This window comes from Rhodococcus sp. IEGM 1318, assembly GCF_033142465.1.
GTDB classification, from domain to species: domain Bacteria; phylum Actinomycetota; class Actinomycetes; order Mycobacteriales; family Mycobacteriaceae; genus Rhodococcus_F; species Rhodococcus_F qingshengii_B.
Map to the genome: position 1 here is coordinate 123393 of NZ_JAWLSC010000009.1, position 13560 is coordinate 136952.

Genomic DNA, 13560 nt, shown 5'->3' on the forward strand with positions numbered 1-13560 from the left:
TCATAATTCGGGATATTCATGCATCTTGTGAATTCGTGTCGACTCCCTGATCATCCGCAGATTTCTAAATCGAGAGCGGAAGCCTACGACGCGAAGTTCAGCTTGTGAGAGCATGATGAGTTCTGTGTGAGCAATAGATATTTGTTTTTGCAGGACTTTCAGACCTTCACTGTCGTATTGCGTTTGTGTGATCATTGTTTGTGCGGCCGAGGTATTTTTTGTGAGTAAACCCAGGAAATTGAATATTCTCTCAGAATATGCGGGAGATGACATAACGTAGAGCAATTCCATGTGGCGACGAAAAGGAACGCCGATGATAGTTATTTCTCGGAGTGTATTGAGCTGCTTAGTGCGATCCTGCTGCAATATTCCATCTTGAATGCTGGCGCTGGCTAACGTATGGAAGAGTTGTTCGACTTTAGCGCAATCGTGAAGTACTTCGATAATTTTGTCCAGCAGCTGTTCTCGTCTCCAGCTTTCGTGTTCGCGTGCATTGCTACTGGCGTTGGCAATTATGACGGCAACCACCGCGACTGCCGCTGTAACCATGAATGCCCACCAGGGCGCTCCTGCTGGAGGCATTGCTTGCTCCGTTTCTGGGATGCTGTCTGAAATTTCTTGCGCGAGATTCATCTATTATCCGAGGGGCTTGTTGTTGAAGCCTGCTGGTCTTAGGTGTTTGTGCAATATTCGCAAATCGCCCGTAGACGGTTTGTCCTTAGAAAGGTTGAGCTCCACTTGCAGTGCTCTGATAATCTCACGATGGTTGTGGTCGAAACGAATGATGTCAATTTCTGCCAGAGCTTCGTTGTTTTTGATTTGCTCGTCGGTCATATTTCGAACTATTTCATAGGGTGTTTCTACATAGCTCCGCTGAAGTCGCTGAATCGCATCGGAACTACGTGCATGCAGTTTTATTATCTCCTCGGCGAATATAAGAACATCGTTCGCTTTACAAATCTGCACTTGGTATCGAGCCGCAAGCATTTTTCTCTGAGATTCCCGGACTTCTGAAGGTACTTCGTAACCCTGTTTTATTGTAAACCGGTCATAGTTGCCTATAGAAGCTTGAATATGGTCTCGGCGACTGATTGACGTTTCCACGATTGTCGATACCGCTTCCAATAACGTGGTCCGTCGCCAGTTCTTGAGGTCTCTGCTCTGGCTGGTGCGGTGTACGACAATCCAACCGCCGATTGCAATGACACCAGCGATGACAGCAGCGATGTAGACGTGCCAAGGTGTACCGCTGGAAAGGCTGATTTCGTGAACGATCACGTTCTGTCTGAGCATGGGAACCATTCGCTGATCGTAGGTTCTGGCAACTTTGCAGGTCAGACGCGACACGCTGAGGTCAGAACAACTGCGCACTAATCTGAGTAGCCAGGCACTCCGAAGACTCGCTTCCACGCAACGCATGCACACCACGCAGTGCGTAAAGATTCAATTGAGCGAGCTTGTTGCTTGCCGTTGCGAGAGGAACCCAAAACCCGCTGCTATTGTGCAGTGGAACGTACAACTACATGCGGTTATCCGGCATACACACGATTCACCACGCCAACGATCGTAGTTCCCCATCAACTACACAGTGTCGTTGGGGCCAGCTCGCTCCGCGCCTGCCCCGCGTCGTTGGGGCCAGCTCGCTCCGCGCCTGCCCCGCGTCGTTGGGGCCAGCTCGCGTCAGTTCGCGCTAACCCGCACGATTCCCGAGATCGTTCCCTGGAAGTACTCGCCGGACTCGGTGATGAGTGCCGACATCTGAAGGGTGTCGTTGAGGATGGTCGACGGCAGGGGAGTCGAACCGATCTGCGACCCGTCCTTCGAGTCGATCACCGCGAACGAGTAACCGTCCAGCGGAGAGGTGTTCGGAGTACCGTCCCGTGTCACGGTGTAAATCGAGCCGTCAGCCGTCGAGAGGTGGGGTACCGCGGAGCTGCGAATCGTGTTGTCCCACACGACATGGCAGCCGACCGGGTCGATGTCGACGCGGGTCATGCCGCCGTTGAAGGGTGCCGTGGCGGGGACCGCTGGGCCGGCGCCTTCAGGAGTCGTGGGGTACGGGTATCCGTAGGTGCCGGCGACGTAGACGGAATGACCGATGCCGACGGGGGAGTTCTCGCTGCCGCTCGGTGAGCCGTCCTGGCTGGCAGCGGACAACACCGGCTGCGTGCACACCTCGGTGCCCGTGTCAGCGCGATAGACATGCAAGCTCACTGTCGGGTGGGCGTTGTCGACGATGGTCAAGAAATCGCTGCCCGTCGAGGGGCCGAAGTACGTCGGAGTCGATCCGGTTCCCCAGCTGAGCTGACCCGGATTACGGGCCGGCCCGCGGTCGTACGGCTGACGCCAGTCGATGACGACCTCGTCGCCGTTTCGCTTCAGTTGGTAGAGCGCGTGGGTAGTTGCGACGGCAGTGCCCGTCGGGGAGGTGGAGATGCTGTTCTGCACCTGTTCACCTTCGGGGAGCGCAATGCTGTGCGCGATTCGATCCGTGCCGACATACCCGACGGTGCCGTGCCCCGTGGCGAACCAGACATTGCCGTCCCAATCCGGGGCGAGGCCGGTGACGTTGTCGTCGGCGGCAACCGCACCGCTGAGATCGACTACATCGGCGAGTTCCAGCCGCCAACTGCCGTCCGGATTCTGCGCATGGGAAATGCGGACCAGTTGACGGTTGCCGTCGACGGCGACGAGATGGTTCTCGTTGTCGAGGTAGGCGTAGACGCCGCCGAGGAGGCTGCCCTTCGCGAGCGGCAGTTGCGCGACCGACCGGCCCAACGGCGTGGCGTCGGCCTTCGGATCGATCAAATGGATGGTCGGGATCTGGCCGATCATCGTCGTGCAGAGTGAGACGACCATGCCGTCGGAACCCTGGAGGACCGTCGGGCAGGCGGCCATCATCGGGAAAGCTGTCACCTCGTGTGGGCCGGTTCCTGGACCAGGCAGCGGAGTGACGTCGGACGAGCCCGCGTCACCGTGCATGGTGGAAGTACCGACGGGACCGAGGTACGGATTTGCAGGTGCGAGTGGACCGGACACCGAGGGAGTCGCCGTTGCGGGTCCGGCACACAACATCACTGTTGCGGCCAGACAGCCGACGATCTGAGCTGTCCGTCGTGTACTCACGTGAACTTGAACCACCTTGCTGCGCAGACACCGGCCACCACAGCCCAGATGAGAAGTACGAGAATCGAGAACCAGTCCATCGAGGTGTCGAGGGCCGCTTCTAGAGCGTGTGCGAGAGCACCGGACGGAACTATGCGCACAAGCGTGTGAACAGCGGTCGGAAGTTCGCCACTGGCGAAGACCACACTGCCGATGCCCACCATGATGAACCACAAGACGTTGGCGAGAGCTAGAACGATCTCCGCTCGCAAAGTGCCGCCGAGCAGCAGTCCCAGCGCTGCAAACGTGACAGTACCGATGGCAATGACCACTGCGCCGAGTACCAGTTCGGCGAACGACGGACGCCACCCCAACGCCAAACCGATAGCGCCGAGCAGCAATGCCTGCAGTGCCACGACGATGATGACGGCAGCGCTCTTACCGGCGATGATTCCCCACCGCGGTAGCGGGGTTGCACCGAGTCGTTTGAGCGCGCCGTATCGGCGATCGAATCCGACGGCAATGGCCTGTCCGGTGAACGCCGTCGACATCACGGCAACCATCATGACACCAGGGAGCACGGTATCGACCCGAGAATCACCCAAATCGCCGATCGGAAGTAGGCACAGTCCGATGAGCAGGGTGATCGGGATGAACATGGTCAGCAGCAATTGCTCACCGTTGCGCAGCAGAAGAGTCAGTTCCAGTTTGGTCTGCGCCGCCAGCATTTCGGCCGCCGAACTGGGACGGGGATCCGGCGAGAAAGTGCCTGGCTCGAAGCGGTTCTCGGCGAGCCGGCGTTCCCTGGCTCCGTTGGCAGTCCCACTGTTCTGGTCGCTCGCTGCTGTTTCGTTCATGACCTTGATCTCCGTCATCCCCTCAGTTCCCGGCCCGTCAATTCGAGGAAGACGTCTTCCAGACTCCGTTGATCGACGCGGATGTCGTTGATCAGCACTTCCTGATCGGCACACCACGTCGCGACAGTCGCCACAGTTGCCGGATCGATTGCACCTTCGACGACGTAGGTGCCTGGGTTGGATTCTTCGACGCGGAACCCGGCGAGGGAGCCGACCAGCGAGTCGAGGCTCAAACCGGGAACCGTCGTCAGGCGGAGTTGTCCTTCGGCGCCCTTGCTGGTGACCTCGGCGGGCGTTCCCGACGCGACGATTTTGCCGTGATCGATGATGACCAGTTCGTCGGCGAGCGCTTCGGCCTCGTCCATGAGGTGCGTGGTGAGCAGGACGCTGACGCCGTCGCGGCGCAGAGCGTCGATGAGTTCCCACACGAGTAGACGTGCCTGAGCGTCGAGTCCAGCGGTGGGCTCGTCGAGAAATACCAACTCGGGACGGCCGACAAGCGCGCACGCCAGAGACAGTCGCTGCTGCTGGCCGCCGGAAAGGCGACGGTAGGGCGTCTTGCGCGCATCGGTGAGGCCGAGTTTGGAAAGAAGCCAGGTGGGATCGAGTGGGTCGGCCGAGTATGCGGCGACGAGGTCGAGCATTTCTCCGGCCTTGGACCCGGGGTACGCTCCGCCGCCCTGCAGCATGACGCCGATTCGCGAGCGGACTTCACCGGAGTCGGCGATGGGGTCGAGACCGAGCACTCGAACGGTGCCGGCATCGGGGGTGACAAACCCTTCGCACATCTCGACGGTGGTTGTCTTACCGGCTCCGTTGGGGCCGAGCAGGGCAACGACCTGGGCCGTCTCGACAGTGAGATCGATACCGTCGACGGCTCGAACACCGTCGAAGGACTTGACGACACCCTGAATCTGTACCGCCGGCGTCGACGATCTGGAAGCTCTCGAGGTCACGGGGAATCAGCGTAAGCCCCCGCCGAGTTGTCTTCGTCTACCGGTCCGCCTTTCGTGATCTCCGCTACTGGCTTGTCGCTACGCCAGGGGAGTGAATTGCGGGTGAAGACGATGAGCGTTCCGGCGGTGAGGATGGTCGCGATGACGGCCTGCACGATCATGAACGGAAGGTATTCGGCGCCGTTGGACATCAACATGACGCTGACGATCGAGGTGAATACCACGGCGGGGATGCGGAAAATTGGCGCGGTGGCCCAAGCTGCGAGCGGAAGTATCGCCCACAGCAGGTACCAGGGCTGAACGACCGGGAACAGGAGAACGATGGCTCCGAGTGCGATGCCGAGTCCACCGACCGGGTGAATGCGACCCATGTATACCGAGATCATCATCCGAGCGGTGACGAGCATGGCGACGAGAGTCGCGATGGGCCGCGTGATCGTGAGGATCGCCGTCGTGTGATCGCCGAGTCCGAGTAGTACACCCGCCAGTCCCGTGCCGACGCCCAGGAGCGTCGGGATGGACATCCAACTCCGGACTGCCGTCGCGGTGTCGAGGGTGTTGATCCAACCCATACCGAGCCCACTGGCCACGCTGATGACAAACGTGACGACGGCGGCAACGATGCCCAGGAGAATCGCGGCGCCCGCCAGGGCTTTCCAGGTTCCACCCCACCGCCGAGCCAAGGCCATGCCGACAAATCCGAGTGCAAGCAAGGACGGAATTTTGACGGTCGACGACAACGCGATCAACCCGGATCCCGCGACGAGATAGAACAGCGCTCGCCCACGGATGGGCCCGGACCCTTCGACTGCGCGGAGAGCGATCTCGATTCCGGCGAGCATCAACCCGAGCATGAGCGCTTCGTTGTGGATGCCGGCCACCAGGTGGAAGAGCAACAGCGGGTTCGCGGCACCGAGCCAGAGCGAACTGACGGCAGAGACACCGCATCGCTTGGCCAGTCGAGGTATCGCCCACACGATGAGCGCGACGCCGGCCAATGCGAGCAGGCGGTGCAAGAAGATTCCGGCCACGATGTTGTCGCCGGTCAGTGAGCTGATCCCGCGTCCCAGCCACAGGAAGAACGGTCCGTACGGAGCCGGGGTGTCGCGCCAGATCGTCGGAACCGTGCGGGTGAGAACGTGGTCGACGCCCAGTGCCGCCTTGGGGCCGATGGCGTACGGATCGAGTCCACGGGCCGCGATTTCGCTTTGTGCCAGATACGAGTAGACGTCGCGGCTGAACATCGGCGGTGCGACCGAGAGCGGCAGGATCCACAGCAGGAGTGTGCGGTCCAACTGGGAACGGGTCATGCGCCGCGGTGCGCCGGAACGGCTGCGTATGTCCCCGACTGCAAATCGGCCCATCATCAGCCAGGCCAGAACGACGAGCACGGTTCCGGTCATCGTCATGGTGAGTGAGACCGTCGGCATACGTCCGGGAAGGCTGAGGACTCGAAGTCCTGCGGTCGGATTCTGTAGGACGGGTTGTGCGCCGGCGCCGAGCGCTCCGACTGCCATCAAGACCGCGCCGGTCGCGCCGAATCGGCGGATCCCTCGCAGTTGTGCGGTTTCCTTCGCGTTCAGGCCCGGGCGCTCGTCCTCGTCGCCGTGCAGCACCGCGGCCATACTCTGGCGGGGAGCGGATCCGAAAGGTCGAACGCCGATTGTGGAAAGCGCGAGTGCCTTGGGTTTTTCCAGCAGGATCGCGCGCGCCGATCGCGCGGTCGTCGTCTTCTCGGGGGTCTGCGGCACACCAGGCAGCGTAGCGGCTCCATCGAGCCGGACAGACAAGCACAAACAACGTGCGTTGTCCGGATATTCCCGGATGTAATGCAGGTTGCCCTTAGTAGACCTGCGAAAAGAATTCCGTCACACTTGTGTTGTGAAAAGAAATGCGTCAGACCCACGAAGCAAGGAAGTTGCAGGTCAGCCCACTGTAGCGGCCTCGCCGAGTGCTGCCGCAAATCCGGTGACGGTGAGCGTCGAAGGTCAGACGCGGGCGGCAGTGGTCAAGCTGCTACTCGAAGAAGGCCCGATTACCGCCTCCGAAATCGGCACACGCCTCGGTTTGAGTGCCGCAGGTGTCCGACGTCACTTGGATGCGTTGATCGAGTCGGGCGAAGCCCGTACCGCTTCGGCGTCGTCGCTGCGTCAGCGCGGACGAGGTCGTCCCGCCAAGCAGTTCCAGATCACCGCGACCGGTCGCGGCCGCCTCGGCCACACCTACGACGATCTGGCGGGAGCCGCGATGCGGCAACTCCGCGAAATCGGCGGAGACGCGGCAATCGAGGAGTTCGCCAAGCGTCGGGTCCAGGCGATCGTCGGAGACGTCGAACCGGCTGATCCGACAGATGTCGACAACGTCGAGGCGACAGCGGACGCAATCGCCGAAGCCTTCAATGCGGTGGGGTTCGCAGCATCGACCCGGCCGGTCGGCAACGGCGTGCAGATCTGCCAACATCACTGCCCGGTTTCCCATGTGGCAGAAGAGTTTCCGGAACTGTGCGAGGCGGAGCAGCAAGCATTCCGGCAGTTGCTCGGAACGCATGTCCAGCGTCTGGCGACCATCGCCAACGGTGACTGCGCCTGCACGACGCACGTGCCCCTCGTGTCCACCGGGAGTAGATGACCGGACCACAGTGTTCTACAGAGCGTTGTTCTACTGAGCGTTACCTCAGAGCAGCGTTCGAATAGAGATTTTTCAGCTAGTTCTTCAAAGTCAGAACTGCTCGACCGCAGCGACCAGCCCTCGCTGAGACCGAGCAGCCGTCAAGAAACAAGACTCCGGAAGGAGCTCGCATGACCGTCACATCAGACCAGGCGACTACCACTGCAGCTGCAGGCACCGAGCCGCTCACGCAGGAAGAGACCATCGCGTCCCTCGGTCATTACGGCTACGGCTGGTCCGATTCCGACGAAGCCGGAGCCAGCGCGCAGCGCGGACTCTCCGAGGCTGTCGTGCGGGACATCTCCGCGAAGAAGAGCGAGCCGGAGTGGATGCTCGACATTCGACTCAAGGCTCTGCGCACCTTCGACAAGAAGCCGATGCCGAACTGGGGCTCCGACCTCGAAGGCATCCACTTCGACAACATCAAGTACTTCGTGCGCTCGAGCGAGAAGCAGGCCGAGTCCTGGGAAGACCTGCCCGAGGACATCAAGAACACGTACGACAAGCTCGGCATCCCCGAGGCAGAGAAGCAGCGCCTCGTGGCCGGCGTCGCAGCTCAGTACGAGTCCGAGGTCGTCTACCACTCGATCCGTGAGGATCTCGAGGAGCAGGGCGTCATCTTCCTCGACACCGACACCGGCCTCAAGACGCACCCGGAGCTGTTCAAGGAGTACTTCGGATCGGTCATCCCGGCCGGTGACAACAAGTTCTCCGCGCTGAACACCGCCGTGTGGTCGGGCGGCTCGTTCATCTACGTTCCGCCGGGAGTCCACGTTGACATCCCGCTGCAGGCGTACTTCCGCATCAACACCGAGAACATGGGTCAGTTCGAGCGCACCCTGATCATCGTCGACGAAGATGCCTCCGTGCACTACGTCGAAGGTTGCACCGCGCCGATCTACAAGTCCGATTCACTGCACTCGGCCGTAGTCGAGATCATCGTGAAGAAGGGCGGCCACTGCCGCTACACGACCATCCAGAACTGGTCCAACAACGTCTACAACCTGGTGACCAAGCGCACCAAGGTCGAAGCCGGTGGATCGATGGAGTGGGTCGACGGCAACATCGGTTCCAAGGTCACCATGAAGTACCCGGCCGTCTGGCTGATGGGTGAGTACGCCCGCGGTGAGGTTCTGTCCGTTGCGTTCTCCGGCGAGGGCCAGCACCAGGACACCGGCGCCAAAATGCTTCACCTCGCGCCGCACACGTCCTCGACCATCATCAGCAAGTCTGTCGCCCGTGGCGGTGGACGTGCGTCGTACCGCGGTCTGGTGCAGGTCAACAAGGGTGCCCACGGCTCGAAGTCGACCGTCAAGTGTGACGCTCTGCTCGTCGACCAGATCAGCCGCAGCGACACCTACCCGTACGTCGACATCCGCGAGGACGACGTCACCATGGGCCACGAGGCCACGGTTTCCAAGGTCAGCGACGATCAGCTCTTCTACCTGATGAGCCGCGGACTGACCGAGGACGAGGCGATGGCCACCATCGTGCGTGGATTCGTCGAGCCCATCGCGAAGGAACTCCCGATGGAGTACGCGCTCGAGCTCAACCGCCTTATCGAACTTCAGATGGAAGGGGCTGTGGGTTAGTGACCACGCCAGAGACCGGAGTCATCGGAGCTGTTGCCGGGGAGAACCCGACCGCTCCAGTAAAGGGTGCAGCCACCGGCTCGCCCATCACGAACAAGGGTGAGCAGTTCTCCTCGTTCGACGTCAATGCATTCGAGGTCCCGGGCGGACGTGACGAGATCTGGCGGTTCACCCCGCTGCGTCGTCTGCGTGGATTGCACGACGGCAGCGCAGTTGCCAACGCTCAGGTCACCGTCGAGGTGGACGGTGGAAGCGACATCACCGTCGAGACCGTCGGCCGTGACGACGAGCGTCTGGGCAAAGCTGGTGTTCCCGCTGATCGCATTGCAGCGCAGGCGTATTCGAGCTTCGAGACGGCAACGGTCATCTCGGTTGGCGCCGAGGTCGAGGTCGAGAAGCCCGTTGTGGTCACCATGACCGGCCCCGGAGTCGACAACGTCGCCTACGGACACACCCAGATTCGTCTGGCGCAGTTCGCCAAGGCGACGTTCGTGATCGACCAGCGCGGCAGCGGAACCTTCGCGGAGAACATCGAATTCGTTCTCGGTGACAGTTCGCAGCTGACCGTGGTGGCCATCCAGGACTGGGCGGACGACGCAGTTCACGTGACGTCACACCACGCTCGCCTGAACCGCGACGCAGTGCTTCGATACACCTCGATTAGCCTGGGCGGCGACCTGGTGCGCCTGTCCGCCACCGTCAAGTACGACGGACCGGGCGGCGACGCCGAACTGCTCGGCCTGTACTTCGCCGACGCCGGCCAGCATCTGGAACAGCGTCTGCTGGTGGACCATTCGCAGCCCAACTGCAAGTCCAACGTGGTCTACAAGGGTGCGCTTCAGGGAGATCCCGGATCCGGTAAGCCCGACGCGCACACCGTGTGGATCGGCGACGTTCTCATCCGCGCCGCAGCGGAGGGCACCGACACGTTCGAGCTCAACCGCAACCTGGTGCTGACCGACGGCGCCCGCGCCGACTCGGTTCCGAACCTCGAAATCGAAACCGGCGAGATCGTCGGGGCCGGCCACGCAAGTGCAACGGGACGTTTCGACGACGAGCAGCTGTTCTACCTGCGTGCTCGTGGTATCCCGGAGGATCAGGCTCGTCGTCTGGTCGTACGTGGGTTCTTCCACGAAATCATCAACAAGATCGCTGTTCCCGAGGTGCGCGATCGCCTCGAAGCCGCAGTCGAAGCCGAACTCGCAGCCGTCGGCTCCTGACCGCCCCGCCTGCGACACCACCCCGTCGCTACGCTCGCCCGCCTCATCTTGAAGGAATTTCATGTCTACCAGTGACAACACCACCACCTCGGTCCTCGAGGTTCGTGACCTGCACGTCGAGGTCGCCAACTCCGATGCCAACGCCGAGCCCATCCAGATCCTCAAGGGCGTCGACCTGACGGTCCGCTCGGGGGAGACCCACGCGATCATGGGCCCCAACGGCTCCGGCAAGTCGACTCTGTCGTACGCCATCGCCGGTCACCCCAAGTACCAGGTCACGTCCGGCTCCATCACCCTCAACGGTGAAGACGTCCTCGCAATGAGCGTCGACGAGCGTGCACGTGCCGGGCTCTTCCTGGCAATGCAGTACCCCGTCGAGGTTCCCGGCGTTTCCATGTCCAACTTCCTGCGCACCGCCGCTACGGCCGTGCGAGGCGAGGCTCCCAAGCTGCGCCACTGGGTCAAGGAAGTCAAGGAAGCCCTCAGCGAGCTCGAGATCGATCCCTCGTTCATCGAGCGCTCGGTCAACGAAGGCTTCTCCGGTGGCGAGAAGAAGCGCCACGAGATCCTGCAGTTGGGCATGCTCAAGCCGAAGATCGCGATCCTCGACGAGACCGACTCCGGCCTCGACGTCGACGCTCTGCGCACCGTCTCCGAAGGCGTCAACCGCTACAAGGAGCGCGAGAACGGCGGCGTTCTGCTGATCACGCACTACACGCGCATTCTGCGCTACATCAACCCCGACTTCGTTCACGTGTTCGTCGGTGGCCGCATCGTCGAGTCCGGTGGACCGGAGCTGGCCGACGAGCTCGAGACCAACGGCTACGTTCGTTTCACCGCGGACACCGCAGCTACCCAGGGAGCGTAATCACGATGACCACCTCGGTGCGCGAGCTCGACGTCACAGCGGTTCGGGCCGACTTCCCGATCCTGGCGCGAACCGTGCGCGACGGAAAACCTTTGGTGTACTTGGATTCCGGCGCTACCTCGCAGCGACCGGTCCAGGTTCTCGATGCCGAACGGGACTTCCTGACCACGTGTAACGCGGCAGTACACCGGGGTGCTCATCAGCTCGCAGAAGAGGCGACGGACGCGTACGAGAATGCTCGCGCCACCATCGCTTCCTTCGTGGGTGCGGATTCGGACGAGTTGGTGTTCACCAAGAACGCCACCGAGGCCCTGAATCTGGTGACCAACGTTCTCGGTGACGATCGCTTCGACCGCCACGTCGGTCCTGGCGACGAAATCGTCATCACCGAACTCGAACACCACGCCAACCTCGTTCCCTGGCAGGAACTTGCGCGCCGAACCGGTGCGACCCTCAAGTGGTACGGCGTCACCGACGACGGCCGGATCGATCTCGATTCGCTGGAGTTGACGGACGCGGTGAAGGTTGTTTCGTTCACCCACCAGTCCAACGTGACGGGTGCGATCGCACCGGTTGAGGAATTGGTGCGACGAGCACGCGCCGTCGGTGCACTCGTCGTGCTCGACGCGTGCCAGTCGGTGCCTCACATGGCAGTCGACTTCCACGAACTGGGAGTGGATTACGCGGCTTTCTCCGGCCACAAGATGCTCGGCCCTTCGGGTGTCGGAGTTCTGTACGGCCGTCGTGAGCTGCTGGCAGCGATGCCTCCGTTCATCACCGGCGGCTCGATGATCGAGACGGTCACCATGGAGGTCAGCACCTACGCGCCGCCGCCTCAGCGTTTCGAGGCCGGCGTACCGATGACCTCGCAGGTGGTCGGACTGGGCGCTGCCGTGGATTACCTGAACACCTTCGGGATGGACGCCGTCGCCGCGCACGAGCACGTGTTGGTGGAAGATGCTCTCGAGAAGTTGTCGGCGATCGAAGGTCTGCGCATCATCGGACCGCAGACGTCCGAGAACCGCGGCGGAGCGATTTCCTTTGTCGTGGACGGTATTCACGCCCACGACCTCGGACAGATCCTCGACGACGAGGGCGTCGCGATCCGTGTCGGACACCATTGTGCGTGGCCGCTGCATCGTAAGTTCGGTGTTGCTGCGACGGCCCGTGCGTCGTTTGCGCTCTACAACACCACCTCGGAAATCGATGTTCTCGTTGCAGCGATCAAGCGTGCGCAGGAATTTTTCGGTGTCGCAGGGGAGTTGAACTGAATCATGCGCATGGAGCAGATGTATCAGGAAGTGATCCTCGATCACTACAAACATCCGCACGGCCGCGGACTCCGTGAGCCGTTCGGCGCCGAGGTGCACCACGTCAACCCGACGTGTGGCGACGAGGTGACGTTGCGCGTCCAGATCTCTGAGGACGGAACGGTCTCAGACGTCTCGTACGACGGGCAGGGTTGCTCGATCAGCCAGGCGTCGACGTCGGTGCTCAACGACCTCGTCATCGGTATGCAGGTCACCGACGCACTGAAGACGGTGACGGCGTTCAACGAGATGGTGAGCAGTCGGGGCACCGTCGAGGGGGACGAGGACGTTCTCGGTGACGGCATCGCGTTCGTCGGTGTCTCGAAGTATCCGGCACGCGTCAAGTGCGCCTTGCTCGGATGGATGGCATTCAAGGATGCTGTAGTCCAGATTGTCGACGGCGGTGCTGTCACGGCGGCGGACAGCAGCAGTGAATTGGTCGACACGACTGAAGGACAGGGATCATGACCGAGACACAACCAGTGCAGGACGCCGAGGTCGGCGCTCCGGTGAATCCGAATCCCGATTCCACTGCGGAATTCGGTGGCGCACAGGGCAGTGGAACTGTTCCGTCGCCTGAGCGACTCGACGAACTCGAAGAAGCGATGCGCGACGTCGTCGACCCCGAACTGGGAATCAACGTCGTCGATCTCGGCTTGGTCTACGGACTCTTCGAAGACGACGGTGTCGTCACGATCGACATGACTCTGACGTCGGCTGCGTGCCCGTTGACCGACGTGATCGAGGACCAGGCACGCGGCGCACTGGTGCGTAGCGATCTGTGTACCGACATGAAGATCAACTGGGTGTGGTTGCCGCCGTGGGGACCGGACAAGATCACCGAGGATGGACGCGAGCAGCTTCGCGCACTCGGCTTCACCGTCTGACGAGTAATCGCAGCACGATCAATTGAAAAGATTTCGCCGGAGCGTCGGTGCCCGTTCGTCGGGTACCGGCGCTTCGGTTTGTTATATAGGGCCGTTTT

General features: G+C 61.5%; 13 protein-coding genes. 7 read left to right on the top strand and 6 right to left on the bottom strand.

What is annotated here, in order from left to right; all coding sequences use genetic code 11:
- The 6 genes from R4P65_RS21215 to mptB form a co-directional block, all read right to left on the bottom strand.
- Complete coding sequence (locus R4P65_RS21215; RefSeq protein WP_317828000.1) at nt 1-633, bottom strand: hypothetical protein; 633 nt, start codon at nt 631-633, stop codon at nt 1-3.
- A 3-nt stretch (nt 634-636) separates the two neighbouring features.
- Entirely contained in the window at nt 637-1302 is a 666-nt protein-coding gene (locus R4P65_RS21220) for a hypothetical protein (RefSeq protein ID WP_317828001.1), read from the bottom strand.
- Between the two features lie 378 nt (nt 1303-1680).
- Nucleotides 1681-3075: a hypothetical protein gene (locus R4P65_RS21225; RefSeq protein WP_317828083.1), complete on the bottom strand. Its 1395-nt coding sequence runs from the start codon at nt 3073-3075 to the stop codon at nt 1681-1683.
- Between the two features lie 47 nt (nt 3076-3122).
- On the bottom strand, nt 3123-3962 hold the full coding sequence (locus R4P65_RS21230) for an ABC transporter permease (protein WP_317828002.1): 840 nt from the start codon (nt 3960-3962) through the stop codon (nt 3123-3125).
- 14 nt (nt 3963-3976) lie between these two features.
- Entirely contained in the window at nt 3977-4918 is a 942-nt protein-coding gene (locus R4P65_RS21235) for an ABC transporter ATP-binding protein (protein ID WP_230815577.1), read from the bottom strand.
- Entirely contained in the window at nt 4915-6669 is a 1755-nt protein-coding gene (gene mptB, locus R4P65_RS21240) for a polyprenol phosphomannose-dependent alpha 1,6 mannosyltransferase MptB (RefSeq protein ID WP_003944776.1), read from the bottom strand. The genes R4P65_RS21235 and mptB overlap by 4 nt, the downstream gene beginning before the upstream one ends.
- A 130-nt stretch (nt 6670-6799) precedes the next feature.
- Between mptB and R4P65_RS21245 the strand changes: the two genes are divergently transcribed.
- The 7 genes from R4P65_RS21245 to R4P65_RS21275 all read left to right on the top strand — a co-directional run bounded on the left by R4P65_RS21245 (nt 6800) and on the right by R4P65_RS21275 (nt 13462).
- Nucleotides 6800-7546: a helix-turn-helix transcriptional regulator gene (locus R4P65_RS21245; RefSeq protein ID WP_269455348.1), complete on the top strand. Its 747-nt coding sequence runs from the start codon at nt 6800-6802 to the stop codon at nt 7544-7546.
- A gap of 170 nt (nt 7547-7716) precedes the next feature.
- Nucleotides 7717-9177, top strand: coding sequence for a Fe-S cluster assembly protein SufB (gene sufB / locus R4P65_RS21250; RefSeq protein ID WP_230815580.1), 1461 nt, complete (start codon nt 7717-7719; stop codon nt 9175-9177).
- Nucleotides 9177-10397 carry a Fe-S cluster assembly protein SufD gene (gene sufD, locus R4P65_RS21255; protein WP_230815581.1) on the top strand — a complete coding sequence of 407 codons (1221 nt, stop codon included), beginning with the start codon at nt 9177-9179 and terminating at the stop codon, nt 10395-10397. The genes sufB and sufD overlap by 1 nt, the downstream gene beginning before the upstream one ends.
- Nucleotides 10398-10458: 61 nt before the next feature.
- Nucleotides 10459-11265: a Fe-S cluster assembly ATPase SufC gene (gene sufC / locus R4P65_RS21260; protein ID WP_003944795.1), complete on the top strand. Its 807-nt coding sequence runs from the start codon at nt 10459-10461 to the stop codon at nt 11263-11265.
- A gap of 5 nt (nt 11266-11270) precedes the next feature.
- Nucleotides 11271-12536, top strand: coding sequence for a cysteine desulfurase (locus R4P65_RS21265; RefSeq protein ID WP_317828004.1), 1266 nt, complete (start codon nt 11271-11273; stop codon nt 12534-12536).
- A gap of 3 nt (nt 12537-12539) precedes the next feature.
- Nucleotides 12540-13043: a Fe-S cluster assembly sulfur transfer protein SufU gene (sufU, locus tag R4P65_RS21270; protein ID WP_230815584.1), complete on the top strand. Its 504-nt coding sequence runs from the start codon at nt 12540-12542 to the stop codon at nt 13041-13043.
- Nucleotides 13040-13462, top strand: coding sequence for a metal-sulfur cluster assembly factor (locus R4P65_RS21275; RefSeq protein WP_003944963.1), 423 nt, complete (start codon nt 13040-13042; stop codon nt 13460-13462). Before sufU ends, R4P65_RS21275 begins: the two co-directional genes overlap by 4 nt.
- Nucleotides 13463-13560 lie beyond the last annotated feature (98 nt).

What these genes read in the sequence shown, in the direction of transcription:
- R4P65_RS21265 (WP_317828004.1), top strand. Translation starts at nt 11,271, where the DNA reads ATGACCACCTCGGTGCGCGAGCTCGACGTCACAGCGGTTCGGGCCGAC.
- R4P65_RS21230 (WP_317828002.1), bottom strand. Translation starts at nt 3,962, where the DNA reads ATGAACGAAACAGCAGCGAGCGACCAGAACAGTGGGACTGCCAACGGA.
- sufC (WP_003944795.1), top strand. Translation starts at nt 10,459, where the DNA reads ATGTCTACCAGTGACAACACCACCACCTCGGTCCTCGAGGTTCGTGAC.
- R4P65_RS21215 (WP_317828000.1), bottom strand. Translation starts at nt 633, where the DNA reads ATGAATCTCGCGCAAGAAATTTCAGACAGCATCCCAGAAACGGAGCAA.
- sufB (WP_230815580.1), top strand. Translation starts at nt 7,717, where the DNA reads ATGACCGTCACATCAGACCAGGCGACTACCACTGCAGCTGCAGGCACC.
- R4P65_RS21275 (WP_003944963.1), top strand. Translation starts at nt 13,040, where the DNA reads ATGACCGAGACACAACCAGTGCAGGACGCCGAGGTCGGCGCTCCGGTG.
- sufU (WP_230815584.1), top strand. Translation starts at nt 12,540, where the DNA reads ATGCGCATGGAGCAGATGTATCAGGAAGTGATCCTCGATCACTACAAA.
- R4P65_RS21225 (WP_317828083.1), bottom strand. Translation starts at nt 3,075, where the DNA reads ATGTTGTGTGCCGGACCCGCAACGGCGACTCCCTCGGTGTCCGGTCCA.
- R4P65_RS21220 (WP_317828001.1), bottom strand. Translation starts at nt 1,302, where the DNA reads ATGGTTCCCATGCTCAGACAGAACGTGATCGTTCACGAAATCAGCCTT.